This is a genomic window from Pseudooceanicola sp. LIPI14-2-Ac024, from assembly GCF_042188925.1.
Classification (GTDB): domain Bacteria; phylum Pseudomonadota; class Alphaproteobacteria; order Rhodobacterales; family Rhodobacteraceae; genus Pseudooceanicola.
The window spans coordinates 1,125,272-1,150,470 of sequence record NZ_CP170102.1 but is presented as its reverse complement, the minus strand read 5'-3'; the positions used below and the strand labels follow the sequence as shown (position 1 = coordinate 1,150,470).

The following is a 25,199-nucleotide window of genomic DNA, read 5'->3' as shown; positions in this document are numbered from 1 at the left end:
CCTACGATCAGCCCTCTGATCCTACATTCCGGTGTGGTTTGCAAGATGGGCCGCGAGGCCGGGGCAGGGTGGCGCTGCGGGTCAGCCGTCCTGCAGGGCCTTCCACTGGTCAAGGCTCATCCGGGGCATGTCGAACCGGTCGCCCTGCCGCGCGTAGAACCCGGCAAAGAGCCGCCCGAGCGGATCATAGGCCGCGACATCGACGTTCAGCGTCGACGGGTCGATCAGCCCGTCGCGGACGTGCACATGGCTGACCTCGCCCACGACGATGTCGCGCCGGGGGCTGAGCCTGAGGGTGTCGATCCGTCGGCATTCCAGCGCGGCGGGGGCCTCGGCGATGCGGCCGGGCGCGACGATGATCGAGGGGACCAGCGTCAGGCCGGCGGCGTCGATCTCGCTCTCGCCGCGGGGCAGGGCGACTGCGCAGATGTTCATCTGCCGGGCCAGCGGCGCGTCGACCAGGTTGACCACGAACTCGCCCTCGCGCTCGATGTTGACGGCGGTGTCCTTGGGCATGCCGTCGGGCGCGACCTGCAGGCCGAGGATCACGACCGCCGGATCCTCGGAGAAGACGTTGAAGAACGAAAACGGCGCCGCGTTCTGGCTGCCGTCCGCGTTGCAGGTGCCGACCAGCGCGATCGGGCGCGGGACCACCATGGCCGACAGCAGCTTGTAGCGCTGCGGCGGGGTCAGGTCGGCCAGGGGGAAACTGTGGAAATCAGGCATAGAGGTGCTCCGGCGTGGTCACGAGGATGCGGGTGAGAAGATCGGCATCGTGGTCGCACCAGTCCGCCAGCAGGTCGAGAAGGTCGGCATCGTCGGGCATGGTCCCGGCGTGGTTCGGATGCGGCCAGTCGGTGCCCCAGACCAGCCGATCGGGCGCGGCGGTGATGAGGCGGTCGGCAAAGGGCCGCAGGTCGGGATAGTCGGGCGCATGCGGCGACAGCCGGTAGGCACCCAAGATCTTGCAGTACACCTCGTCGCAGACGAGCATGTCGCGCAGCGTCAGGAAGCCCGGGTCATCGGCGCCGCGGTCGGTCGGGATGCGTCCGAAGTGGTCGATGACCACCGGCACCGGCAGGGCTGCGATGCGGTCGCGCAGGTCGGGCAGGGCGGCGCAGTCACACCAGAACTGGGCGTGCCAGCCCAGGTCCCGCCATCGCACCCGCCCCCGGGGGAGCAGGCAGGCGCCGACCGGGATCCGTGCAGAATCGTGCCGCGACGGGCCGGGCCGTCCGGACGGGAGAGAGGACATCACATGCAGATCGCGTTCATCGGGTTCGGCGAAGCCGGCCGCGCCTTCGTCGACAGCCGGCGCGCCGGCGGCACGCACGCCTTTTCGGCCTACGACATCAAGGACACGCCCGAGATGGCGGCCGCAATGGCCGAGCGCGGGATCCGGCAGGGCGTCAGCCCGGGTGCCGCGATCGAGGGGGTCCGCTGGGTGTTTTCCTGCGTGACCGCCGACCAGTCGCTCAACGCCGCCCGCTCGGTGCTGCCGCACCTCGTGCAGGGGCAGGTCCTTGTCGATATCAACTCTGTCTCGCCGGGGCGCAAGCGCCAGACCGCAGAAGAGGTCGAGGCCGCAGGGGCCCGTTACCTTGACATGGCGGTGATGGCCCCGGTGCATCCGCGCGGCCACGCGACGCCCGTCCTGATGGCCGGGCGCGAGGCCGGGGAGCTGGCCGCCGACCTGCTGGCCGCGGGCTTCCGGGGCGAGGTGGTCGAGGACGCACCGGGTGCGGCGACGGCGATCAAGATGGTCCGATCGCTCTTCGTGAAGGGGCTCGAGGCGATCACGGTCGAGGCGATGCTGGCGGCCGAGGCCTCAGGCTGTTTCGACCGCGTGCTGGCGTCCCTCTCGGCCAGTTTCCCGGGCCTCGAATGGCCGGGCAACGTCGCCTACAACTTCGAACGCACGCTCAAGCACGGCACCCGCCGCGCCGCCGAGATGGAAGGAAGCGCCGCGACCCTGAACGACCTGGGACTGAACGGCGGCCTCGCTTCGGAAATCGCGCGGGTGCAGGCCCTGATGGGCGCGCTCTCGGCCGAGGACCTGGCGGGCGGTGACCTCGGCGGGGCGATCGCCGAGGTCGTGAAACTGCGTCTGTCCAAAGGGGCATCCACCGGCTGACCGCCGGGCGTGGGCGGGCGCCGACATAGCGCATTTTATCGAAAGGCCTCGGCTTCTCCGGCATTCCTCTGCTGCGCTTAAGACCATGGCAACCGGCTTGGGGATCATCCGCGCCGAACTGGATCAGCCAACAGGTGACACGGATGAAACCCCTCCTTCTTGCCCCGGCCTTGCTGCTGTCGACCGGCGCCGCGCTGGCGAACGATTTCGAACCCTCGATGCGCGGCTACGTCGAAAGCGAGGTCCTGACCTGGATCGCCGACCCCGTGCTGGTCGAAGCGATCCGCGCCCAGAACCGCCGCCACGCCTCGCTGACGCCGCAGGACATCGACATGATGGACCAGCGCTGGCGGGCCGAGGTCGGGCAATCCGTCCGCCCGACGATCGATGGCGTCGTGACCGGCGATGCGGCGGATTTCCTGCGTCAGCGGCAGATGGCCTCGGCCGGGGTGATCGCCGAGGTCTTCGTGATGGACGATCACGGGCTCAACGTCGCGGCCAGCGGTGCCACCTCGGACTACTGGCAGGGCGACGAAGAGAAGTTCACCGGCTCTTTCGGCAAGCCTGCGGGCACCATGGTGGTGGGCGATGTCGAATTCGACGAGTCGACGCAGAGCTACCAGGGCCAGGTGTCGGTCCCGATCCACGATCCCGACACCGGCGCGCCGATCGGCGCCATCACCATCGGCCTGAACGCCGAGATGCTGTTCTAGGGCAGGGGCGGGCCGCCGGCCCGCCCGCCCGTGGGTCAGGTGCGGACACCGGCGAACCGGGTCTGCCATTCCTCGCGCTGCTCGTCAGTGATCTTGGCGAACAGGTTCTCGGGCACGGTGAACACCGCGCCGGGGGCCAGTGCCTCGAAATCCGAACGGGCGCCCTCGGGCCAGGCGTCGGACACGTCCGGGCCAAAGGCCGCGCGCATGGTGGCAGCCGCGTTGGGAATGAACGGCGCCGACAGCACGGCGTAGAGCCGGATCAGGTTCAGCGACAGGCGCACGATGGCGGCAGCGCGCTCGGGGTCTTCCTTGTAGGCGGCCCAGGGCGCGGCGGATTGCAGGTACTCGTTGCCAGCCACCCAGATCGCACGCAGCTCCTGCGCGGCCTTGCGGACCTCCATGGCGTCCATGTGTCCCTGGTAGGCGGCGATCCTGGCCGACAGGTCGGTGATCAGCGCCTCTTCCTGCGCGGTGTAGCTGCCGCCCTCGGGCACGACCTCACCGAACTTCGACCGGCAGAACTTGGTCACCCGGCTGACGAAGTTCCCCAGCACGTCGGCCAGGTCCTTGTTCACCGAGGCCTGGAAGTTCTCCCAGGTGAATTCGCTGTCCGAGCTCTCCGGCGCATGGCTCAGCAGCCACCAGCGCCAGTAGTCGGCCGGCAGGATCTCGAGAGCCTGGTCCATGAAGACGCCGCGCCCGCGCGAGGTCGAGAACTGGCCGCCGTCGTAGTTCAGGTAGTTGAACGACTTGATGTAATCCACCAGCTTCCACGGCTCGCCCGAGCCGAGGATCGTGGCCGGGAAGCCCAGCGTGTGGAAGGGCACGTTGTCCTTGCCCATGAACTGGGTGTAGGTCACGTCCTCCGCGCCCTTGTCGGTGCGCCACCAGCGTTCCCAGTCGTCCCCCTTGCCGGCTTCGACCCATTCCTGCGCGCAGGCGATGTATTCGATCGGCGCGTCGAACCACACGTAAAAGACCTTGCCCTCCATGCCCGGCCAGTCCGCGTCGCCCTTCTTGACCGGGATGCCCCAGTCGAGGTCGCGGGTGATGCCCCGGTCCTGCAGGCCGTCACCGTCGTTCAGCCATTTCTTGGCGATCGAGGTGGTCAGCACCGGCCAGTCGCTCTTGCCGTCGATCCAGGCTTCCAGTTCGTCCTTCATCGCCGACTGGCGCAGGTAGAGGTGCTTGGTCTCGCGCATCTCGAGGTCGGTCGCGCCCGAGATCGTCGAATGCGGGTTGATCAGGTCGACCGGGTCGAGCTGCTTTGTACAATTGTCGCACTGGTCGCCGCGCGCGCTCTCGAAGCCGCAGTTGGGGCAGGTGCCCTCGATGTAGCGGTCCGGCAGGTAGCGCCCGTCGGTGGGCGAATACATCTGCGTCTCCGACACCTCGCGGATCAGCCCCTTCTCGGCCAGCACCCCGGCGAAATGCTGGGTCAGCCGGTGGTTCTGGGGTGAGGACGAGCGTCCGAAATGGTCAAAAGACAGACGGAACCCCTTGGCGATCTCGGACTGGATGCCGTGCATCTCCTCGCAGTACTCGGCCACCGGCTTGCCCGCCTTGGCCGCGGCCAGTTCGGCCGGCGTGCCGTGTTCGTCGGTGGCGCACAGGAACAGCACCTCGTGCCCCCGGCCGCGCAGGTAGCGGGCATAGAGGTCGGCCGGCAGCTGGCTGCCGACGAGGTTCCCGAGGTGCTTGATCCCGTTGATGTAGGGGATGGCCGAGGTGATGAGATGCCGTGCCATGATCCGCCGCGCGTTGTTCAGGTGTTGCGCCCGTTTAGCGCTCTCGGGCGCGGAGGGCCAGAGGGGGCGGTCGTCCGGGAACGCGAACGGGCCGCACCCGCCGGGGCGCGGCCCGCCGCATCCGTCCCCGGCGCGCTACTGCGCCGTATAGCCGCCGTCGACCAGGTGATAGGACCCGGTGATGAAGCTCGCCTTGTCCGACAGCAGGTAGGCGGCCAGGTCGGCGACCTCCTCGGGCTGCCCGAGCCGCTTCATCGCGTGCATGCCGGCCAGCGCGTCCTGCGTGGCCTGGTCCATGTGCTTGTCGATCAGCGGCGTGTGGATGAAGGCGGGGCCGATGGCGTTCACCCGGATGTTGTCCGCCGCATGTTCCAGCGCCGCGCTCTTGGTCAGGCCGACGACCCCGTGCTTGGCCGCGACATAGGCGACCGAGCCGGCAATCCCGACCGACCCGAGGATCGAGGCGATGTTCAGCACCACGCCGCCCTGTCCGCCCTTTTTCATTGCCGCGATGGCCGCGCGGGTGCCCAGGAACACGCCCGTCAGGTTCACGCCGATCACCTGGTCCCAGCTGTCGATCGGGTACTCGCCGGTCGGTGCCTGCGCGCCGCCGATGCCCGCGTTGTTGACGATGCCGTAGAGCCCGCCGGTCTCGGCCACGGCGAAATCCACCAGCGCCTGCACGTCGTCGGGCTTGGACACGTCGCCGCCCTTGGCCAGCGCGCCGTGGCCGATCTCGGCCGCGGCCTTCTCGGCCGCCTCCTGCGCGATGTCCGAGATCACGACCGTCGCGCCGCTCTCCGCCAGCCGCGTGGCGATGGCATGCCCGATGCCCGACGCGGCGCCGGTGACGATGATCGTCTTGCCGTCGAAACGAATATCCATGGGAACTCTCCTTCGATTGCTCTCCCTCACCCCGAGATAGTCAGCGTGCCGGGGCAGTCCAAGGACGTAAGGTCACGTAGTCCCGTCCTCGCGGTCGCGCGCCTGCCGGAAGAGCCGCCCGATGAAGAACGAGGTGCGCGGCGCCCAGACATAGGGTGTCCGCGCCTCGCGCGTCGGGCGCACCCGCATCCGCACGAGGCCAAAGACCAGCAGGACCACGTGCCCCGCGCCGACCATGGCAAAGAGCGCGCCCGGTCCGTAGGCCGCGATCAGTTGCGAGGCGGTCCAGGGCGCGGCGATGGCGCCGAGCGCGTAGAAAAAGAGAAGGGCGGCCGACAGCTCGGCCCGCTCCTCCGAGGTTGCGAAGTCGTGGGCGTGGGCGGCGGCGATGGAATAGACAGGGAAGGTGGTGAACCCAAAAAGCGCCGCGTTCAGCATGACCATCGCGAACCCGTCCGAGGTGGTGGCGGCCAGCAGGCAGCTCACGATGGCGGCGGCCGAGATCCAGATCAGCACCCAGCGGCGGTCGAACTTGTCGGCCAGCCACCCGGCGGGGAACTGCGCGATGGCACCGCCCAGGATGTAGATCGACAGGAACCCGGCGATCTGGTTGGCGGCCAGCCCGACCTCCTGACCGTAGAGCGGCCCAATCATCCGGAAGGTCGCCGCCGACAGGGCCGAGACGATGACCGCCGCCACCGCCAGCGGTGAACGGGTCCAGGCCAGCCCGGGGCGCAGGCGCGGCTGCGCGGTCATCGCGGGCTGTTCGGATTTCGTGAGTGTCAGCGGAAAGATCGCCGCGCAGCAGAGGATGGCGAGGATGTTGTACGACACGTAGGTGGCAGGCGCGAGAAAGCCGATCATCGTCTGCGCCGCGAGCGAGGCGCCCATGTCGATCAGCCGGTAGCCCCCCATCACCCGCCCGCGTTCGGCATTCGTCAGGCGCGCCATCATCCAGCCCTCGATCACCGTGTAGCAGCCCGCGACGCAGAGGCCCGAGGCCACGCGCATCAGCGCCCAAGCGTAGGGATCAATGATCAGCATGTGCGCCAGCAGCCCGATGGCGCCGGTCGCGGTGAAGGCGGAGAAGGCGCGGGAATGGCCGACCGATCCCATCAGCCGCGGGGCCCACCAGCAGCCGATGAAGAAGCCGACGAAATGGGCCGATCCCAGCAGGCCGATCTGCCCGGTGGTGAACCCCAGCTCGATCCCCGACAGCGCGTCGAGCGGCCCGACACCCCCGGTCGAAAGTTGCAGCAACACGACCGAGAGGAAGAGCGGGGCGAGGGTGAACATCAGGCGCATGCCGCAGGTGTGGGCGCATTCGCCCGCCGCCGCCAGCCGGTCCGCGACCGATCCGGTCGGAAACGAGCAACATTTCAGATGGGTAGCAGCGCGGGGTCGCGGAGGATCGGTGGCGTGGCGAAGTGGCGATATGCCCTTCAGGCCACCCGCGCCAGCATTGCGCAGAGCGGCGCGAACCGCGTGAACCGCGCCTCGAGCAGCCCCGGCAGGTCCGCCACCGGCTCGGTGGCATCGGCCCAGACCGTCAGCGACTTCCGCCGCAGCAGCGCCTCGGCCGGATCGTCCTTGTCATAGGGCGCGGGCACGCGCTTCATTTGCGGCTCCGAGACGTCGAACCCTTCGGCCTCCAGCGCCGCCAGCTCCGCCAACAGCGCCGCGCCGTCGGGTCCAGCGACCATCGCGCGCCAGGCGTCGAGCGTGCCCTTCGAAAACTCCATCACCCCCGCGCCGATCCGCAGGTAGTCGGGCGAGACCCCGAAGAAGTAGCCCACCGATGAGCCCGCAGGCGCGTGCCAGAGGACGTGGCAATGATCCTTGTAGGGCGTCTTGTCCTTGGAAAACCGGATGTCGCGCTGTGGGCGGAACAGCTTCTGCTTCACCTCCGCCCCGGTGATCGCGGCCAGGCGCGGGGCCATCTCTGCCAGCAACCGTTCGGCCGGGTCCTTGATCGTGGCGTCGTACTCGGCCTTGTGCGCGGTGAACCAGTCACGTGTGTTCTCGGCCCTCAGCCGCGCCAGGAAGTCCCGCGCGCCGGGGATGAAGGTGTCGAACTCAGCCATCGGCCTTGTCTGCCAGCCAGCCACGGATCGCACGTTCGACCGCACCGGGACGCTGGTGGACCAGCCAGTGGTCGGCCTCCTCGATCTCCACCCGGGTCAGGTCGTCGCAGTAGTCTTCCAGCCCCTCGGTCGCCTCGGGCAGCAGGGCCTTGTCCTCCATCCCCCAGATCAGCAGGTGCGGCATCCGGATGCGCAGCTTCTCGACCGGGGGCGGGGTGTAGTCGACCGGCTCACCCGGTTCCGGCACCGCCATGCGGGTGGCGCGGTACCAGTTGACCATGCCGCGCAGGCGCCCGGGCCGGGCCCATTCCGTCACGTAGGCCTCGCGCACGGCGGGGCCCATCCAGCTCATGTCCATGCCCTCGGCGAACAGCCCGCGCAGCTTGGCGTAGCCGTCGGCGGCCAGCACGCCCTCTGATCCCTCGCGGCGCAGGAACCGCATGTACTGCGATGCCTTGCGCTGGGCGCCGTCGCGGGCGAGCGCGGCGGACATGGTGCCGGGGTGCACGCCGTTCAGGATCACCAGCCGCGACACCAGTTCGGGCCGCGCGATCGCCAGCGCATAGGCGACCGAGGCGCCCCAGTCGTGGCCGATCACCACCACCGGGCCGCCCAGCATCTCGATCAGCGCGGCCATGTCGGCGGCCAGCTCGGTCGCGCGATAGGCCTCGACCTCGGGCGGCGCCCAGCTCAGGCCATAGCCGCGCTGGTCGGGCGCCACGCAGCGCCAGTCGTCCAGCATCCGTTCCGCCAGATCCGCCCAGGCCCCGCCGTATTCGGGAAAACCGTGCAGCATCAACAGGATGGGCGCATCGCGTTCGCCCCATTCGCGCAGGTGGAACTCGTGCCCCCTCAGCGTGACCATCCGGCTTTCCATCGCGTCCCCCTCCTGCACGCAAAGGGGCCGCCCGCGGACGGCCCCTGTCGCCAACACAGCAGCAAAGTCAGCGGATCGCAACGGGATTGATGATCATCTGCACCGCGCCGCGCACCTTGGCATGGCCAAGGACGAACATGAACTCGGTCACGCCGTCGGCCACCATCTCCTCGGTCACCATGTTCTCGAGGATGTAGATGCCGTTGTGCGCCAGCAGGATCTGGTGCACCTCGAACACGCCGACGCCCTCCTCGAAAGGCACCGCCTCAAGCCCCCAGGTGTCGGCCCCGATCGCGATCACCCCGATCTCGGCCAGGTACTCGGCCCCGGTCTTGCCCAGCCCCGGCTCGACCGAGCCATAGCGCTCCGCATCGCGGGTCTCTTCCTTCAGCAGGTCGAGCCAGCCGGAATGGAACAGCACCACGTCGCCCTCGCGGATCTCGACACCCTGCGCCTCGGCGGCGGCCTCGATGTCCTCGCGGGTGTAGGCGGTGCCCTCGGTGACGATCGGTTCGCCGTAGAAGGTCGCCATGTCCAGCAGCACGCCGCGGGCCACGATCGGCGGCACCTTCTCGATGCCGAGCTTGGTCATCCCGTCGCCCATGACGAAATCGCTGGCGTCGTTTCCGTTGTAGTAGATGTGGTCGACGCCGATGTGGCCCAGCCCGTCGATCTGGCTGCCGATCCCCAGCCAGCCCATGAAGATATCGTCGTTGTAGGTGGTCATCGTCGGCCCGAGGCCCGCGTTGTTCACCTGTCCCGGCTGCAGGATCGCCACCGACATCGAGCGCGGCGGAAACGCCGGCACGTCGCGGTCGAGCGTCAGGCCCAGCGAATAGACCTTGCCCTCGGTCACCAGCCCGGCGGCGGCCATGGCGAGTTCCGGGCTCAGCCGGTTGGCGGCGCCGATCTCGTCGTCCGGGCCCCACGGGCTTTCGGTCCAGCTCATGTCGGCGTCCTGCGCCAGCGCCGCGCTGGCCATCAAGCACAGGGCCGCAATGCCGGCCGCGGCCGGGTTCCACGTCACGTTCATGATGTCTCCTCCCTCGGGACGGCCCGCGCGGGGTACGCGAACTCTGGCGACCAGCCTAGAACGCAGGGTGACGTAAAGTCACGCGGCGGTGCAGCGGGCCGCCGACCACGCGGGAGGCGCGGGGCAGGGCATCGGCAAAACATCGCCGCACGCTTTTGCCCACTTTGCAGGGCGCCATGGTCGCGCTACTGCAGGCACATGGGAATGCTCCTCCGTCCGGTCCGACAGCTTGCGACCGCCGCGCTCGCACTGGGTGCCGGCCCGGTGGAGGCGCATCCGCACATCTTCGTCGACACCACGCTGGTCGTGGTCACCGACGACGCCGGGGTGCCGCAGGGGGTCGAGGTCACCTGGACCTACGACGAGCTCTATACGCTGCTGATCTTCGAGGACATGGGCCTCGACGCCGACTACGACGGCGAGCTCACCGCAGAGGAGCTGTCCCAGATCGACGGGTTCGACATGCAGTGGGTCGAAGGCTATGCCGGCGACCTTTACGCGACCGGCCCGGGCGGAGAGCTGGCCTTTGGCCCGCCCGAACCGCGCGGGACCGAGGTGGCGGGCGGCCGGATCACCACGCATCATTACCGCCCGCTGGCCGCGCCGGGGCCGCGCCAGCTGGACCTGCGGGCCTATGACCCGACCTTCTACACCGGCTACGACCTGACCGGCGGCGTCAAGGTGCCCGAGGGCTGCGAGGTCGCGATCACGCCCGCCGACCTCGACGCCGCCCGCGCCCGCGCCGAAAGGGAACTGGCGGGGCGCCCCGAAACGATCGAGGACTATCCCGAGGTCGGCGATGCCTTTGCCGACACCGCGACCGTCCGCTGCGGTGAGGCCGAATGAGCGATCAGACCCGCTTCCCGCCGCGCACCGCCATCTGGGCGGCCCTGCCGCTGGCGCTGCTGGCGCTCGCGCTGGTGTGGCTCTTTGCCTTCGGCGGCTTCGACACCATCGCCCGCAGCGCGGCCCAGGGCCAGCGCGAGGCGCAGACCGCCATGGCGGGCGGGCTGCGCGGGCTCAAGTCGGGGCAGGCGGGCGCCTTCCTCGGGCTGATGGCGATCTGCTTCACCTACGGCTTCTTCCACGCCGCTGGTCCCGGACACGGCAAGGTGCTGATCGGTGGCATGGCGCTGGCCGGGCGCGGCACCGCGCGGCGGCTGGCGGTGCTGGCACTGCTGTCGAGCCTTGGGCAGGCGGTCTCGGCGATCCTGCTGGTCGGCGTCGGGTTCTGGCTGCTCGGCTGGGGCCGCGACCAGCTGACCGGCGCGGCCGAGGCGCTGTTTGCCCAGGCCTCGTGGGTCGCGATCCTTCTGCTGGGTCTCTGGCTGGTGCTGCGCGCCACCCGCCGCTTGCTGCGGCTGGGGCAGGGCGGCACGGCCCACGACCACAACGATCATCACCACGACCACCATCATCACCACGACCACGCGCACTGCACCCATGATCACGGCCCCAGCCCCGAGGCGGCGGCGCAGGTCACATCGGTCCGCGAGGCGGCCGTGCTGATCGGGGTCATCGCCATCCGCCCCTGCACCGGCGCGGTCTTCGTGCTGCTCATCACCCATGCCATGGGAGTTTTTCCCGCCGGCATTGCGGGCACCTTCGCCATGGCGCTCGGCACCGCGAGCGTGACGATCCTGGTCGCGCTGGTCGCCAGCTGGAGCCGGGGCGCCGCGCTCGACCGGCTGGGCGACGCGGTCGATTCCCGCGGTGTCGCCCGTACCGCGGCGCTGGTCGAAGGCGCCGCAGGGGCGCTGATCGCGGCGGTCTCGATCTCGCTCCTGCTGCCGTTCCTCTGAGCGTTCAGGCGTCGGCCAGCCGCCGCGCCAGTTCGGCCAGGACCCCCGCCGGATCGCGCCGCGCCTCGGCGACAAAGGCGTCGAGCATCGCGTCCCCGTGCAGCGCTTCGTCCGACACCGGCACCCGTGGTGCCTCGCCCAGGTGCGCGACCTCTCCGATCGACAGCCGGATCATCACCGGCCGGTGGTCCGACACCCGCTCAATGAAGCCCGAATCCTTCCGGTCCGGCGCCACGATCATGAAGTCGTCCGCCCCGGCGCGCGGCTGCAGCCCCGGCGACAGGAAGATCGAATCGATCAGCGACCGGAACCCGTTGCCGAGGTATGTGATCGCGCCGCCTTTCTCGTCCGCCGCGCTCATCGCGCGGAACCCGGCACCCTGCAGCCGGGCAAACTCCCCGGTCGCCAGTTCGGCGTTGAAATCGCCGCCGATGACCCAGTCTTCCTCGGCCACCGCGCTGCCCTCGGTCATCTGCACCGCCTCGGCCAGCACCGCGCTGGCCATCCGCCGCCGCTTGGCGCCTTCGGCCCTGGCCTTGAGGTGCACGGGCACGAGGTTGAAGTCGAATGCCGGCTGGCCGGGCGCGAGGTTCAGCGCCTCGAACCGGAACAGACCCGGATAGCGGTCAAAGATCTTGCCCTCGACCGCCTCGAACCGCTGCGCGTCGGGGTCGTCGCTGCGCAGCTTCAGCAGGTCGTGCACGTGGCCGGGCCAGTCCAGCCTGCGCCCCGCCACGGTGCGCCGGTTCCAGATCACCGTCGTGGTCTGCCGCCCGCCCGGCGCGTCCGGTTCCGACGCGGCCCAGTCGAAGGCCATGCCGAATTCCTCCTGCAGTTTGGCCACCAGGAACGCCGTCGCCTCGGGCGAGGTCTCCTCGAAGGCCCAGATGTCGAGGTTCAGGTCGGCGATGATGCGGGCGACCTCGTCGGCCTTCTCCTCGTACCGGCGGTTGAACCATTCGACGTTCCAGAAGGCGACGTCGATGTCGCCGGGCGCGCCCCGGTAGGTGTTGACCACCGCCTCGAACCCGGTGCCGGTGCCGTCGCGCCCGAGCGTGCCGAAGAACCCGGTCTTGGAATCCGTGCCGGCCAGGTTCGCCTGCACCTGCCGCGCCGCCGCCTGGTCCGCGCCGCTGCGGGCGCGGCGGTCGATGTCGATGGCGATTGCGGCGGTCTTGATCCCCTCGTTCAGCGTGTCGACATCGCGCCGCGACACGTCGAGCTGGCCGTTGATCCGGTCCAGCAGATCGGGCGGCAGTTTCCGGGACGCGGCGTGGTGCAACGCAAAGAGCCGCCATTCGTCGGTAAAGACCGGCGCGCCCGAGCTGCCCGGCTCGGTGTCGGTGGCATAGTGGATCAGCACGTCGTTCAGCCCCAGGTCCACCACCTCGTTCTGCTTGAGCGACGTGCGCTTGGGCTTGCCGTCCGGGTGGTGCACGATGTTGGCGGTCGAGCGGGGCCCGGCCATGAACGACCCGCGCCAGATCGGGATCGTGCCGTAGGTGTCGTGCGGGGCGTCGTTGATCCAGACAAAGCAGTAATCGAGCTCTTCGAAGGTCGAGCAGATGAATAGCCGGTCGGGGTCCAGCGTGAAGACCCCGGTGGGGGACATCTTGCCCGGCGCGTCCTCGTGGTAGTCGAACACCGCCTTGGCCCCGGCTGCCACGGCGCGGGAATTGATGACGTGGTAGTTCGTCAGCAGCAGGTTCGGCCCGACCAGGAATCCGGTGCCGTACCATTCCCCGACCGCGCCGGTGAAGCTTTCGCCCTCGCAGAGGACCTTGCACACCGCGCGCCCAACCTCGGCCCCCTTCAGCAGGAACCGGAAGGGCAGGGAATCGTCGTTGTCGATCACGATCTCGGCGCGCCGGGCGATGGCCTCGCGGGTTTCGCGGAAACCGTCGGTGAAGGTCTTCACGTCGCCGATCCCCATCAACCCGGGATCCACCGTCTCGATCGCGCGGGTCATCACGTTCAGCTGCCCGGTGTCGATGTCGACCTTCCCGCCCGGCGGCGCCATGCCGCCCGCCTCGGCGCCGCCCGCCACGGCGGGGCGCGGCACGATCACCTGCTGCAGCACCTGGTGGAACTTGGCCGCGACCCGCCGGAACCCGTCCGAGGTGCCGTGGATCTCGTCGGCCCAGTCGCCCACCTTGGTCAGCGTGCCGCGCACGTTGACGAGGTGCACGTGCGGATCGCTATCCGCGACCTCCTGCAGCATGTCGTAGAGCGCGTCGATCAGCAGGCGGATGATGTCGCGCCTGAGCTTGGCCTCGGCGATGCCGCGGGCCTGCATCGGCTGGCCCAGCCACTTGTCCGAGGCCGCGTAGATCGGCTTGCGCCTGTCCGCCGCGCCCGCCTTGAACGGCAGGGCATAGTCGTAGCCGTGGATCAGGATCGGCAGCCGGGCAAACCGCGGGTCCGACCGCACCGTGCGCACCACCGTCATGTAGCCGGTCCTCAGCTGGTCCAGCACGTCGTCGAGCGCCGCGCGGTTCACCAGCTGCGCCGCCGTCCGCCGGTCGGCCGAGGGGCTGAAGAGCAGCTTCTCCAGCACCGGATTGCCCTGCGCGTCCTCGCCGATCACGTCGTTGCCGGCGGCGGAAAAGACAAAGGCCGTCACGTGGTCGGCCTGTTCCTTCAGCGCGCCCATGTACTCGGGGTTGTCAAAGATCATGTTCCGCGCGGTGTCGCCCGCGGCATCGCAGCTCCAGATCAGGTAGTGGGGGTCCAGCTGGTCGACCACCTCTTCGATCAGGAACGGGAACTGCATCCAGCTGTCCCCCTCGGTGACGATCACCGGCAGGTCCTCGCCCCGCGCCACCCGGTTCCGGAACCGCGCGCGGCGGCGCTGCCGGCAAACCCAGTTGCCGATCTTCATCGCGTTCTCGGCCCGCTCGGCCAGCTCGACCCGGTCGGGATCGGCCTCGAACTGCGGATCGAACGACCCCAGCGTGCCCTCCCGCGGCTTGATGTAGGTGGCGATCACGCTGTCCGGCACGTCCGGATCCAGCAGCATGCGGTTGAAGTCCTCCGCAGAGAGTTTCCCGGTCATCTCAAATGTCCCATTGATAAAATACGTCGAAAGAATATCCGCGCAGTCTACACCGAAATCGCCTTCAAGTTGAGAAATTTCTTGCAAGATCAGCGTCCCGCTGTGCCGCCGCCCGGCGCGCAGAGCGCGGCCCCGGCTGTGCGCGCCACCGGACGGTTGCGTCTTGCCGCGCCGCGACGGCGGCCCTAAAGGCCCAAGTCATGACCCGCCACGCCACATACGGCGCGCATGCCCGCGCCATCCTTGCCCTCGGCCTGCCGCTGATCGGCAGCCACGTCGCGCAGTTCGCCGTGCAGCTGACCGACACATTCATGCTGGGCTGGTACGACGTTCGGGTGTTCGCGGGCGAGGTGCTGGGCAGCACGCTCTTCTTCATCCTCTTCATCGCGGGTTCGGGCTTTGCCTGGGCGCTCGCGCCGCTGGTGGCCAGCGCCGAGGGGCGCGGCGACACCACCACCGCCCGCCGCGTCGCGCGGATGAGCCTCTGGATCTCGTGCATCTACGCCGCGCTCACGCTGCCCTTGATGCTGAACGCCGACAGCGTCCTGATCGCCCTCGGGCAGGAACCGGAGCTGGCCCAAATCGCCGACGACTACCTGTCGATCTATGCCTGGGGCATCTTCCCCGCGCTCGGGGTGATGGTGCTCAAAAGCTACCTCTCGGCGCTGGAACGCGCGCGGGTGGTGTTCTGGGTCACGATCCTGGCGGTCGCGGTGAACGCGCTTGGCAACTACATGTTCATCTTCGGCAACTGGGGCGCGCCCGAGCTGGGGGTGAAGGGCGCCGCCATCGCCTCGCTCCTGGTGCAGATCGTCTCGTTCCTCGCGCTCGTGGTCTACACCGAGAAGGTGACGCCCGAGCACGAGCTCTTCCGCCGCTTCTGGCGCCCCGACTGGGAGGCGTTCGGCCAGGTCTTCCGCCTCGGCTGGCCGATCGGCGTGACCGTGGTGACGGAAACCGGGCTCTTTGCCATGTCCTCGATGATGATGGGCTGGATCGGTCCGTTGCAACTGGCCGCGCATGGCATCGCGATCCAGGTCTCCTCGCTCACCTTCATGATCCACCTCGGCCTTGCCAACACCGCGACGATCCGGGCCGGCCGCGCGCTTGGCGGCGGCGACCTGCGCGGCCTGCGCGACGGGGCGCTGGTGGTGATCCTCATGTCGCTGGTGGCGGCGGTCGCGACGATCCTGCTCTTCGTCCTGGCGCCCGACTGGCTGGTGGGCCTGTTCCTCAGCCCCGATGATCCCGACCGCGACGCCGTGGTCGCCATCGGCGCCACGCTGCTCCTCGGGGCGGCGCTGTTCCAGCTGGTCGACGCGGCGCAGGTCATGGCGCTTGGCCTGCTGCGCGGGCTGCAGGACACCCGGGTGCCGATGATCTATGCCGCGATCTCCTACTGGCTGATCGGCATCCCCTGTTCCTACGTGCTGGGCTTCACCCTCGGTTGGGGTGGCATCGGCATCTGGCTGGGCCTCGCCGCGGGCCTGGCCACGGCGGGGGTGCTGATGATGGCGCGGTTCTGGCTGAACGTGCTGCCGGGCCTTGCCGCGCGGGCCTAGGCACGGTCGGCCGGCGCCGCCCCGGCGGGCGCGCCCGCGACCAGCGCATCGGGATCGTCGATCCGCTCGGCCATCATCACCGCGATCGGCCGCGTCGCGCTGAAACTCGACAGGATGATCGCCAGGATCGAGGTCATCGGCACCGCCAGGATCGCCCCCGGGATGCCCCAGATCGTGGCCCAGAACGACAGGGCGACGATGACGACGAAGGGGCTGAGGTTCAGCTGCCGCCCGATGATCCGCGGCTCGATGATGTTGCCCATCAGGACCTGCGCAACCGTCAGGCACAGCGTCAGCATGACCGAGAACCAGATGTCGGTGTACTGCACCAGCGACAGCATCACCGGAAAGGCCACGCCGATGTAGGACCCGACATAGGGGATGTAGTTGAAAAGGCCGATCATCAGCGCCCAGAACAGCGCGAAATCGATGCTGAAGGCGCGCAGCGCCGCGTAGGACAGGATCGCCAGCAACACGTTAATGAAGGTCTTCACGGCCAGGTAGCGGCTGATCCGCTGGTTGATCTCGGCGATGATCCGGATCGACCGGTCGGCGCTTTCGCGGTCGTGCAGCGCCACGCGCAGCTTCTCGACAAAGGTCTGCCGCTCGGCCAGCAGGAAGGCGGCGTAGATCACGATCAGGAACACCGTCACCCCGAGCGAGGTGAAGCCGCCCAGCACCGACAGCGCCAGCCGCTGCATGTTGATCTGGTCGATGGTGACGGCTCGGATCTCGTCCCAGACCGCATAGCTGTCCACCTCGAAGGCGTCGGCGATCTGGTCGACCCAGCCGTTCAGGTTGGTCTGGTAGGTCGGGGTGGCATCCACGATGTCCTGCACCGTCGCGGCCACCACGATGGCGATGGCGATCAGCACGGCGCTGAAGGCCAGCAGCAGGACAAGCCGGATCAGCAGCTTGGGCAGGCGGCGAAAGCCGGGCAGGCGGGCCAGGTCGTCGGTCGCCGCCAGCAGGACATAGGCCACGATGGCCCCGGCAAAGACCGGCAGCACGATGCCGCGCCCGACGAACATCAGCCAGCCGATCGCGATCATCAGCACCACGGCCAGGACGAGGTTGAGGAAGGGGGCGTCCTTCATCGGAAGTCCCCGGTCGTGCTGGTCATGCAGGTCACGTTTGGATGCTCCGCGGCTGGCTCCCCAAGGGGACGTTACACGGCGTAAACCGTCGCGCAAGGGGCGGGATGTCTCAGGCGTCGTCGCGTGCGCGCATCGCCCGCTCGGCCTTCTTGCGCACCAGCACCGTCCGCAGGTCGTGCATCGCGAGAAGGAGTTCGTCGGACACCCGCTCCAGCTCGGCCGCGCTGGCCTTGCCCTGCGCCCAGTGCGCGGTGCGGTTCAGGTGATCGACCGTGCGCAGGATGTCGTCGATGTCGCGCTCGGCCTGCAGCGCCTGCCGTTCCGCCGCCCAGTCCCGGATCGCGGCCAGGTCGGCCTCGGACAGGGTGCGGTCGCCGTTGGCCTTGATCTCGCCGCTGCGGATGTTGACGACGGCGATCTGCTCCATCTCGATCCGCCGCATCCGGTCGGCGGTGTCGACGCGAAAGACCGTCGCCCCGTTGTCGCGGGTGCGGAAGAAATACGGGGGCAGGTCGCTGGCCATCGGAACCTCGGGCAGGGCGTTTCCAAAGGTCTAGCAGGCGCCGGGCGGTGCGGGCTACTGCCCCGCGCGCCAAATGCGCCGAGAGTTTCCATAAGGGCACGCCGCGGCCCGCCCGCCCGATCCCCTGCGCCCGCCGGGTGGGGGCGTACCCCACCCGTCGCCGTCAAAGACCGTCGCTCAGGACAGCCCGGCGCAGAACCGCTGGATCCGCGTGCAGGCTTCCTTCAGCTCCTCGTCCGAAGTGGCATAGGAGATCCGGAAGTTCGGGCTGAGCCCGAAGGCCGCGCCGAACACCACCGCCACGCCGGTCTCTTCCAGCAGCGCCGTGGCAAAGGCCTCGTCGTTCTCGATCTTGGTGCCCTTGGCCGAGGTCTTGCCGATCAGCCCGCCGATCGAGGGATAGACGTAGAACGCACCCTCGGGCGTCGGGCAGGTCATGCCCTCGATCTCGTTCAGCATCGACACGACAAGGTCGCGGCGCCGCTTGAACATCTCGTTGTTGGTCGCGATGTAATCCTGTGTCCCGTTCAGCGCCTCGACCGAGGCCCACTGGCTGACCGAGCAGGGGTTCGACGTGCTCTGCGATTGCACTTTGCGCATCGCGCCGATCAGCTCCTTCGGACCCGCCGCATAGCCGATCCGCCAGCCGGTCATCGCATAGGCCTTGGACACGCCGTTGACCGTCAGCGTGCGGTCGTAGAGCGCGGGCTCCACCTCGGCCGGGGTGCAGAACTCGAAATCGTCGTAGGCCAGGTGTTCGTACATGTCGTCGGTCATCACCCAGACATGGGGATGGCGCATCAGCACGTCGGTCAGGCCCTTCAGCTCTTCGCGCGAATAGCCCGCGCCGGTCGGGTTCGACGGCGAGTTGAAGATGAACCACTTCGTCTTCGGCGTGATCACCGCCTCGAGCTGTTCCGGCGTCAGCTTGTAGCCGGTCTGCAGCTGCGCCTCGGCCACCACGGGCGTGCCTTCGGCTAGCAGCACCATGTCGGGGTAGCTCACCCAGTAGGGCGCGGGGATCACCACCTCGTCGCCGGGGTTCAGCGTCGCCATCAGGGCGTTGTAGAGGATCTGCTTGCCGCCGGTCCCCACGCTGACCTGGTCGGGCGTGTACTCCAGCCCGTTGTCGCGCTTGAACTTGGCGCAGATCGCCTGCTTCAGCTCGGGGATCCCGTCGACGGCGGTGTACTTCGTTTTCCCGGCCTCGATTGCCGCAATCGCGGCATCCTTGATGTTGCGCGGCGTGTCAAAGTCCGGCTCACCGGCGCCGAGGCCGATGACATCCTCTCCGGCCGCCTTGAGTTCGGCCGCCTTGTTGCTGACGGCGATCGTGGGAGAGGGTTTCACACGGGCGAGCGTATCGGAAAGGAAGGGCATGGGGCCGCCTTGGGTTTGAGTTATCCGTGGCCCTGTCTTAGTAACGGGATCAGAGCCGTTCAAGCGGGATCGGCGGAAAGGCGGGCAGCGATGGCACAGGATATCGAAGAGGGCTGGTACGACCCCGAAACCTCGACCTTCGGCGACCGGATTGCCGGCGCGCGCGAGGCGGGGGGCATGAGTCAGAGCGAACTGGCGCGCCGCCTGGGCGTCCGGCTGACCACCCTGAGGGGCTGGGAGGACGACCGCGCCGAACCGCGGGCGAACAAGCTGCAGATGATGGCGGGGCTGCTCAACGTCTCGCTCGTCTGGCTGCTGAACGGCGTGGGCGAGGGTGCGCCCACCCCCACCGACGACAGCGCCGCCGACATCGCCGCCACCCTGAACGAGATGCGCGCCCTGCGCAGCCAGATGACCCAGATGGCCGACCGCATGGGCCTCTTGGAAAAACGCCTGAGACAGGCCCTGAAGGACACCGAATGACCGAAACCCCCGAGATCCGTCTCAAGCGTTTGCAGATGCGTTCCATGCGCCGCGGCATCAAGGAGATGGACATCCTCCTGTCCCGCTTCGCCGAGACCGAGCTGGCCGGCATGACGCCCGAGGCGCTCGACCTCTACGAGGCGATGCTGGAGGAGAACGACCAGGACCTGCTGGTCTGGGTCACCGGCCAGCAGCCCGCGCCGCAGGTCTATGCCGCGCTGCTCGGGCGTATCCGCGACCTCGGCGCGGTGCGCTGAGGCGGGTGCCAGACCTCGCCTTCGCCCGGCTGGACACGGTCCCGCCCGCGGCGATCATCGCGCACATGTCCGACCCGCGCACCGTTGCGCACATGCCGCTGGCCACCGGCACCTGGGACGCGCGGCGCTGCGCCGACTTCGTCGCCTTCAAGGACGGGTTCTGGCAGCGCGACGGCCTCGGCCACTGGGCGTTCCTCGTGGGCGGTGACTACGTCGGCTGGGGCGGCTTCCAGAAAGAGGGCGAGGACTGGGACTTCGGCCTTGTCCTGCGTCCCGACCGCTTCGGCCTCGGCGCTCGGATCACCCGCGCGGCGCTCGCGTTTGCCCGTGACGATCCCCGCATCGACCATGTCACCTTCCTGTTGCCGCCCTCGCGCCGCCACCTGCGCGGCCTCGACCGCCTCGGCGCGCGGCAGGTCGCGACGGTGGAGTACGACGGCGAGGCCTTCCTCAAGTACCGCCTCGATCTGGACTAGGGCGTCGTCCGGCGCCCCGGCGGAAATACCCCCTCCGCCCGCATGCTTTACGAATTTAACGGAATTTTCGGACTTCTCGGCCAATTTGCCCGGCGAGCAGTTGCGGACGGAGTACGAGATGAGCATTCAAAATGCCGTGGCCGCGCCGATGGGGCAGAGCGCGTTCGAAGGCGGCTACCTGGATGCCCTGGCATTGGTAGAACGGCTTCACCGGCTGTTGCTGGACGTGATCAAGGACGAATTCGAACGGGTCGGCATCCTCGAGATCAACGCGGTGCAGGCACTTCTCCTGTTCAACATCGGCGACAACGAGGTCACCGCCGGAGAGCTGAAGTCGCGCGGCTACTATCAGGGCTCCAACGTCAGCTACAACCTCAAGAAGCTGGTCGAGATGGGCTACATGCACCACCAGCGGTGCGAGATCGACCGCCGCTCCGTCCGCGTCCGCCTCACCGCCAAGGGCCGCGAGATCCGCGAGATCGTCGGCACGCTCTTCACCCGCCACGCGGACGGCCTCGAAGGCAACCAGGTGCTCGACATCAGCACCCTCGACACCATGAACCGCACCCTGCGCCGACTGGAACGGTTCTGGACCGACCAGATCCGCTACATCTACTGATCCTACCGCCGCAGGGACGCGGGCAGGGCGGCGGCCGGGCGGGGCAGGGATGGCGGGGCCGGGGCCTCGGACACGGCCAGCACGGTCAGCTCCCGCTTCAGCTTGCGCACCATCGCCGCCTCGAAATCGAAGAAGCCGCGCGCGACCTCGGTGAAAGCCTCGGGGCCGCGGATCACGTAGGACTTGAAATAGGCCGTCAGCTCCGGCAGCCCCACCGCGCGGTTCTCGGCCGGGTCGATGATCTCTCCGCCGATCACCAGCGCGTTCACCATCACGTCCCCCGGCACCTCCACGTCACGGGGATGCGGTCCGGTGTTGGACTTCCCGTCGCCCGAGATGTCGATCACCCGGCGAAAGCAGGGCGGCGCGGCTGCCATCAACCGGCTGCCAAAGGCCAGCGATCCGCCGATGGCGGTCGAGGGATCGGCCGACAGCCGCTCGGTCCCGCGCAGCCGGGCGGCGATGGCGGCGACCCCCGCGGGCCCGTCCAGCATCGTCCAGTCGACCAGCACCCGCTGGTAGTTCGGCCCGCTCCATTCGTAGACCGACAGCGCGACGTGGCTGCCCGGCACGTTGGTCAGCGCCTCGATCACCTCGGGATCGCTCAGCGAACTGGCCACCCCGTCAAGCTGCAGCCGGTACTCCATGAAATTGACCGAGCCCGAGACATCCAGCGCCAGCGCCAGCGCCACCCGGCAGTCCGCCGCCGCGGCGCCCCCCGCCAGCGACAGGAGCGTCGCCGCGACAAGCGCCCTGGGGCTCATCCCGCTTCGCCCGGGTCCGGCATCTCGAGCCAGCCGACCATGACATCGTTGATCTCTCGATAAAGCTTGCGGGTCATCGCCTCGGCGAAGTCCTCGAACCCGGCGGCCTGTTCGACAAAGGCGCCGTCTCCGTGCCGCACCTCGCGCCGGTAGAACGGCAGCACGTCGCTGTCCTGGCCCAGGATCACCAGCCCGTTCACCGTCACCCCGTCCAGCGGAAAGTTCTTGTAGGCGAGGTCCGGGCCGAAGCCCTCGTTGTTGACCCCGTCGCCCGAGATGTCGATCACCCGCCGCTTGCAGACGGGCGCGCGCTCGAGGACCTTGGCGGCGTAGCCCAGCGAATAGCCGATCGCGGTCGGAAAGCGGGAAAAGCTGCGCTCGGCGGTCGAGATCACGGCAACAGCGGTGTCGATGGCGCTCGGGTCGTCCATCCGGGTCCATTCCAGCACCACCTTCTGCTGGTAGCGTCCGGACCATTCGTAGACCGCCATGGCGACGTAGCCGCCGGTGGTGTTGGTCAGGGCCTCGCGCACGGCCACCGATCCGAGCGCGGTGGCCAGCCCCAGTTTCTGCAGGTCGTATTCCCCCGGATCGACCGAGGATGACACGTCAAGCGCCAGCAGCAGCGCCAGGCGACACTCCTCCGCCGTCGCGGCGACCGGCCCAAGGGCCAGTCCCGCGACCGAAAGACCGGCAAGGCCGGCCCGGCGGAGGGAAGCGTTCACCAATGCCCGGTGTTCTCCATGCTGGCCCAGGGCTCCTGCTTGGGCAGGGAGTCGCCCTCCTGCAGCAGCTCGATCGACACGTTGTCGGGCGACCGGACAAAGGCCATGTGGCCGTCACGAGGCGGCCGGTTGATGGTCACCCCGTTGTCCTGCAGCTTGGCGCAGACCGCGTAGATGTCGTCCACGCGATAGGCGAGGTGGCCGAAATGCCGGCTGTCCGAGGGCAGCCCCTCGTCGCCGTCCCAGTTGTAGGTCAGCTCGACCGGGCATTCTTCTTGCCCGGGAGGGGCCATGAACACCAGCGAGAAGCGGCCCTGTTCGTTGTCGATCCGCCGGGTCTCCTTCAGGCCCAGCAGTTCGTAGAACGCCATGCTCTTCTCCAGGTCCTTCACGCGAACCATGGTGTGCAGATATTTGAGTGTCATCGCTGCCTCGTGTCAGTCTCTTGCTGAGCCAAGCTTAGTCGCCCGGGCGCAAAAGTCGAGGGCGCGCGCGTGGTCAGAAGGCCGATCGGATGCCGAAGCCCACCGTCATCTCGCGGGTGTCGAAGCGGCTCACGTTCGAGGTCGTGCGCCGGACGCCCACGTCGAGCGTCGGGATGAACCCGGCATAGTCCGCGCGGTCGAAATGCACCGTCACCTCGGCCGCGACCGTCTTGTCCTGCCGCCCGCCCGGCACGGCGATGAACCCGACCTGGTAGTTCGGGTGATCGGCGTAGCTGGCCGAGACGCCGAAGGACAGGCTGACCGGCCCGACGGGCCCGGCCGGGCGCCATTCCAGCCCCAGCGACGCCGCGTGGTTGTCCCGCGTCATCCCGGTGGCGTCGGTGTTCTGCAGCGCCAGCCGCCCGCGCAGCTGGCTGCCCGCCGGCAGCTCGTGGCTCAGCACCAGGGCGATCTGGGCGATGTCCTCCGAGGTGCCCGTCGCGTCATAGCGGCGGCCTTCGAAATACCCGGCGATCCCCGCCCGCGTGCCCGGCGCCACGCGCGTCGACCAGTCGCCCTCGACCCGGCCGAACCGGAAATACTTCGGCCCGCCGTACCAGCTCTGTCCGCCTACCAGGCCCAGGCCGTGGCGTTGCCCGCCCTCGCGGGCGAACTGCGCCCGCACCCCGGCCTGCACCACGGTATAGGCGAAATCGCCGTTCTCCGCGGTCGGGGCCAGCGCGCGCGCCTCGTCCGACAGGCGCACCTGCCGGGTGTAGAGCCGGCCGATGGCGGTGATCCGGCGGTCGCGCCGCAATTCGCCCAGGCGGTAGCCCAGCGACAGGTCTCCGGTCAGCTCCACCCCCGACAGCGCCTGCGCCGTGGGGCTGAGGATGCCCACCACGGGCACCCCGTCGATGAAGTTCAGCCGCGAATCCGCGCCGTTGTTCACGTTCGAGGTCGGCGAGATCCCGAAGGTCAGCTGGAACGACAGCGGATTGATCGCCCGCAGGACGCGGTAGTCCTCGGCAATGGCCGCGCGGGCCGCATCGTCGTCGGTGTGCTGGTAGGTCCGCCGCAGCCAGAGCTGCGCGGTCGTCGGCTGCTCGGCGGCAAAGGCCGCACGCGAGGCGATCTGCGCCGCCTGGAACCGCTGCCGGTCCGACCCCGCCAGCCGGTAGGCCTGCCGCGCGGCATCGAGCGCGACGCTTGGATCGCCTTCGCGCTCCTCGGCCGCGGCCCAGAGGAAATAGGTCTGGCCGTCCGCCTTGCCGCTCTCGGCCAGGCCGCGCGCCAGGATGCGGACGATGCGCCCGTCGCCGCGCTGCGCCGCCGCGGCGATCGCGGCGCGCACCTGCGGCACGGTCAGGGTGACGGATGTCTCGGGGGTGTCCTGCGCCCGCGGGGCAGGGGCCGGGCCCGCAAGCCCGGCAAGGCACAGGCCGAGGACGGCCAGCGCCCGACCGAGGCGCGGCCGCCCGGGCCGCATCACTTCACGTCGTCGCAGAGCGAAGAGGAGGCGCCGGCCGTGCCGCATTGCTCAAGCACGAAGACACCGTATTCCTCTTCGTCATCGAGGATGCCCAGGTCGTTGTCGAACTCGTCCAGCTTCAGCACGCCCCCCAGAGACTGCGCATCGGTGCCGCCGAAGAGGCCCGCGTAGTCGCCGATGTCGTTGCCGACGTCGCCCTGGTACTCGACGTCACCAGCGAAGGTGCCGTTGGCGTCGATGTCGGTGGCGATCAGCACCAGCGACGGCAGCGAGGTCGAGCCGTCGAGCACCCGGTCATAGACGTTGCCCTCGACCGTGTTGTCGGCGAAGTCGGCGTTGATGAACACGTTGCCGGTGACTTCCGCCGCACGGCTCGGGATCAGCTCGGACGGGGTCGAGGGATCGGGTGTCAGCAGCATGCCGAGGTCACGGCTGGCGCTCACGTTGGTCAGGCCGACATAGGTGCCGACATAGCTCACCATGCCCGAGGTCTCGCTGACGCTGGGCGGATCGTAATCGCCGTCACGTTCAAAGAAGCCGCCGCCGAAGTAGCGGTTGCGCGGCCCGCCGGTCACCGCGATGCCGGCCCGGACCTGCCCGTCAAAGCGGTTGCCGGCCGATTGCAGCACCAGCGCCGTTGAATGGCGGTCCAGCGGATCGTCCTGCGCGGTGTAGACCTCGTAGCCCGCGAACTGGCTGTCGAGCGCCGCCTGACGGGTGTAGACCGCCTCGAACGGGACCTCGTCCAGCGACACGCCGGTCACGGTCAGGGTCTCGGCATCGGCGTCGTAGCTCATGCTGGTGACATTGCCCGCCACGCTCTCGGGAACCGTGATCCCGCCCGATGCGCCATCGTCGCCGTCACCGCCGCCGCCCGAGCCGAAGGGGTTCGACCCGTCGCCGCTGCATCCCGAAAGGAGCATCGCCAGCGCCAGGGGGATCGCCGCCTCTTTCCACATATCACTGCCTCGCCTCTGTCCTGCCGTTACCCGGCTGAATTTGCGCACAACTTTCCCTTGCGCCCTGCCGCCTGTCAATCCGGGTGGCGCGCATTCGCAACGG

26 protein-coding genes are annotated in these 25,199 nt (G+C 68.8%); 9 read left to right on the top strand and 17 right to left on the bottom strand.

The window, feature by feature from the left end; translation table 11 throughout:
• Positions 1-81: 81 nt before the first annotated feature.
• Together ACE2AC_RS05605 and ACE2AC_RS05600 are read right to left on the bottom strand one after the other, a co-directional pair.
• Positions 82-726 (bottom strand): flavin reductase family protein, encoded by a 645-nt coding sequence (locus tag ACE2AC_RS05605; protein WP_375691130.1) that lies wholly within the window; start codon positions 724-726, stop codon positions 82-84.
• Positions 719-1,333, bottom strand: coding sequence for an amidohydrolase family protein (locus ACE2AC_RS05600; protein ID WP_375691129.1), 615 nt, complete (start codon positions 1,331-1,333; stop codon positions 719-721). The genes ACE2AC_RS05605 and ACE2AC_RS05600 overlap by 8 nt, the downstream gene beginning before the upstream one ends.
• Between ACE2AC_RS05600 and ACE2AC_RS05595 the strand changes: the two genes are divergently transcribed.
• Complete coding sequence (locus tag ACE2AC_RS05595; RefSeq protein ID WP_375691128.1) at positions 1,259-2,134, top strand: DUF1932 domain-containing protein; 876 nt, start codon at positions 1,259-1,261, stop codon at positions 2,132-2,134. The genes ACE2AC_RS05600 and ACE2AC_RS05595 overlap by 75 nt on opposite strands.
• A 143-nt stretch (positions 2,135-2,277) precedes the next feature.
• Positions 2,278-2,847 carry a hypothetical protein gene (locus ACE2AC_RS05590; RefSeq protein ID WP_375691127.1) on the top strand — a complete coding sequence of 190 codons (570 nt, stop codon included), beginning with the start codon at positions 2,278-2,280 and terminating at the stop codon, positions 2,845-2,847.
• A 35-nt stretch (positions 2,848-2,882) separates the two neighbouring features.
• Here the strand turns inward: ACE2AC_RS05590 and metG are convergent, their stop codons facing one another.
• From metG to ACE2AC_RS05560, 6 genes are all read right to left on the bottom strand, one after another.
• A complete protein-coding gene (metG, locus tag ACE2AC_RS05585; protein WP_375691126.1) occupies positions 2,883-4,598 on the bottom strand; it encodes a methionine--tRNA ligase in 1,716 nt (571 codons plus the stop codon).
• A 135-nt stretch (positions 4,599-4,733) separates the two neighbouring features.
• Positions 4,734-5,483, bottom strand: coding sequence for an SDR family NAD(P)-dependent oxidoreductase (locus ACE2AC_RS05580; RefSeq protein ID WP_375691125.1), 750 nt, complete (start codon positions 5,481-5,483; stop codon positions 4,734-4,736).
• 72 nt (positions 5,484-5,555) lie between these two features.
• Positions 5,556-6,788, bottom strand: a complete 1,233-nt coding sequence (locus ACE2AC_RS05575; protein ID WP_375691124.1) for an MFS transporter — start codon at positions 6,786-6,788, stop codon at positions 5,556-5,558.
• Between the two features lie 137 nt (positions 6,789-6,925).
• Entirely contained in the window at positions 6,926-7,567 is a 642-nt protein-coding gene (locus tag ACE2AC_RS05570) for a TIGR02453 family protein (RefSeq protein WP_375691123.1), read from the bottom strand.
• On the bottom strand, positions 7,560-8,462 hold the full coding sequence (locus tag ACE2AC_RS05565; protein WP_375691122.1) for an alpha/beta fold hydrolase: 903 nt from the start codon (positions 8,460-8,462) through the stop codon (positions 7,560-7,562). The genes ACE2AC_RS05570 and ACE2AC_RS05565 overlap by 8 nt, the downstream gene beginning before the upstream one ends.
• 49 nt (positions 8,463-8,511) lie before the next feature.
• A complete protein-coding gene (locus tag ACE2AC_RS05560; protein ID WP_375691121.1) occupies positions 8,512-9,477 on the bottom strand; it encodes a cyclase family protein in 966 nt (321 codons plus the stop codon).
• Positions 9,478-9,675: 198 nt separating this feature from the next.
• Here ACE2AC_RS05560 and ACE2AC_RS05555 point away from each other — a divergent pair, with 198 nt between their 5' ends.
• Both ACE2AC_RS05555 and ACE2AC_RS05550 read left to right on the top strand, forming a co-directional pair.
• Positions 9,676-10,323 (top strand): DUF1007 family protein, encoded by a 648-nt coding sequence (locus ACE2AC_RS05555; protein WP_375691120.1) that lies wholly within the window; start codon positions 9,676-9,678, stop codon positions 10,321-10,323.
• Positions 10,320-11,279: a nickel/cobalt transporter gene (locus ACE2AC_RS05550; protein WP_375691119.1), complete on the top strand. Its 960-nt coding sequence runs from the start codon at positions 10,320-10,322 to the stop codon at positions 11,277-11,279. Before ACE2AC_RS05555 ends, ACE2AC_RS05550 begins: the two co-directional genes overlap by 4 nt.
• A 4-nt stretch (positions 11,280-11,283) precedes the next feature.
• Here ACE2AC_RS05550 and ACE2AC_RS05545 read toward each other — a convergent pair whose 3' ends face one another.
• On the bottom strand, positions 11,284-14,334 hold the full coding sequence (locus ACE2AC_RS05545) for a trypsin-like peptidase domain-containing protein (RefSeq protein ID WP_375691118.1): 3,051 nt from the start codon (positions 14,332-14,334) through the stop codon (positions 11,284-11,286).
• A gap of 200 nt (positions 14,335-14,534) precedes the next feature.
• On the opposite strand from ACE2AC_RS05545, the gene ACE2AC_RS05540 reads away from it, so the two are divergent.
• Positions 14,535-15,896: an MATE family efflux transporter gene (locus ACE2AC_RS05540; protein WP_375691117.1), complete on the top strand. Its 1,362-nt coding sequence runs from the start codon at positions 14,535-14,537 to the stop codon at positions 15,894-15,896.
• Here the strand turns inward: ACE2AC_RS05540 and ACE2AC_RS05535 are convergent.
• From ACE2AC_RS05535 to ACE2AC_RS05525, 3 genes are all read right to left on the bottom strand, one after another.
• Positions 15,893-16,993: an AI-2E family transporter gene (locus ACE2AC_RS05535; RefSeq protein WP_375691116.1), complete on the bottom strand. Its 1,101-nt coding sequence runs from the start codon at positions 16,991-16,993 to the stop codon at positions 15,893-15,895. The two genes, ACE2AC_RS05540 and ACE2AC_RS05535, sit on opposite strands and share 4 nt — an antisense overlap.
• A 109-nt stretch (positions 16,994-17,102) precedes the next feature.
• Entirely contained in the window at positions 17,103-17,516 is a 414-nt protein-coding gene (locus ACE2AC_RS05530; protein WP_375691115.1) for a hypothetical protein, read from the bottom strand.
• Positions 17,517-17,693: 177 nt separating this feature from the next.
• On the bottom strand, positions 17,694-18,896 hold the full coding sequence (locus tag ACE2AC_RS05525) for a pyridoxal phosphate-dependent aminotransferase (RefSeq protein WP_375691114.1): 1,203 nt from the start codon (positions 18,894-18,896) through the stop codon (positions 17,694-17,696).
• Positions 18,897-18,986: 90 nt separating this feature from the next.
• Between ACE2AC_RS05525 and ACE2AC_RS05520 the strand changes: the two genes are divergently transcribed.
• From ACE2AC_RS05520 to ACE2AC_RS05505, 4 genes are all read left to right on the top strand, one after another.
• Positions 18,987-19,379 carry a multiprotein-bridging factor 1 family protein gene (locus ACE2AC_RS05520; RefSeq protein WP_375691113.1) on the top strand — a complete coding sequence of 131 codons (393 nt, stop codon included), beginning with the start codon at positions 18,987-18,989 and terminating at the stop codon, positions 19,377-19,379.
• Entirely contained in the window at positions 19,376-19,636 is a 261-nt protein-coding gene (locus ACE2AC_RS05515) for a succinate dehydrogenase assembly factor 2 (protein ID WP_375691112.1), read from the top strand. The genes ACE2AC_RS05520 and ACE2AC_RS05515 overlap by 4 nt, the downstream gene beginning before the upstream one ends.
• A 65-nt stretch (positions 19,637-19,701) precedes the next feature.
• The gene (locus tag ACE2AC_RS05510) at positions 19,702-20,112 is read left to right on the top strand and encodes a GNAT family N-acetyltransferase (protein WP_375691111.1); all 411 of its coding nucleotides are present in this window, start codon (positions 19,702-19,704) and stop codon (positions 20,110-20,112) included.
• Positions 20,113-20,230: 118 nt separating this feature from the next.
• Positions 20,231-20,731, top strand: coding sequence for a MarR family winged helix-turn-helix transcriptional regulator (locus ACE2AC_RS05505; RefSeq protein ID WP_375691110.1), 501 nt, complete (start codon positions 20,231-20,233; stop codon positions 20,729-20,731).
• 2 nt (positions 20,732-20,733) lie between these two features.
• Here ACE2AC_RS05505 and ACE2AC_RS05500 read toward each other — a convergent pair whose 3' ends face one another.
• The 5 genes from ACE2AC_RS05500 to ACE2AC_RS05480 all read right to left on the bottom strand — a co-directional run bounded on the left by ACE2AC_RS05500 (position 20,734) and on the right by ACE2AC_RS05480 (position 25,096).
• Positions 20,734-21,495: a DUF1194 domain-containing protein gene (locus ACE2AC_RS05500; RefSeq protein WP_375691109.1), complete on the bottom strand. Its 762-nt coding sequence runs from the start codon at positions 21,493-21,495 to the stop codon at positions 20,734-20,736.
• Positions 21,492-22,220, bottom strand: a complete 729-nt coding sequence (locus ACE2AC_RS05495) for a DUF1194 domain-containing protein (RefSeq protein WP_375691108.1) — start codon at positions 22,218-22,220, stop codon at positions 21,492-21,494. Before ACE2AC_RS05495 ends, ACE2AC_RS05500 begins: the two co-directional genes overlap by 4 nt.
• On the bottom strand, positions 22,217-22,645 hold the full coding sequence (locus ACE2AC_RS05490) for a VOC family protein (RefSeq protein ID WP_375691107.1): 429 nt from the start codon (positions 22,643-22,645) through the stop codon (positions 22,217-22,219). The genes ACE2AC_RS05495 and ACE2AC_RS05490 overlap by 4 nt, the downstream gene beginning before the upstream one ends.
• A gap of 73 nt (positions 22,646-22,718) precedes the next feature.
• On the bottom strand, positions 22,719-24,134 hold the full coding sequence (locus ACE2AC_RS05485) for a hypothetical protein (RefSeq protein WP_375691106.1): 1,416 nt from the start codon (positions 24,132-24,134) through the stop codon (positions 22,719-22,721).
• The gene (locus ACE2AC_RS05480; protein WP_375691105.1) at positions 24,134-25,096 is read right to left on the bottom strand and encodes a transferrin-binding protein-like solute binding protein; all 963 of its coding nucleotides are present in this window, start codon (positions 25,094-25,096) and stop codon (positions 24,134-24,136) included. The genes ACE2AC_RS05485 and ACE2AC_RS05480 overlap by 1 nt, the downstream gene beginning before the upstream one ends.
• Positions 25,097-25,199 lie beyond the last annotated feature (103 nt).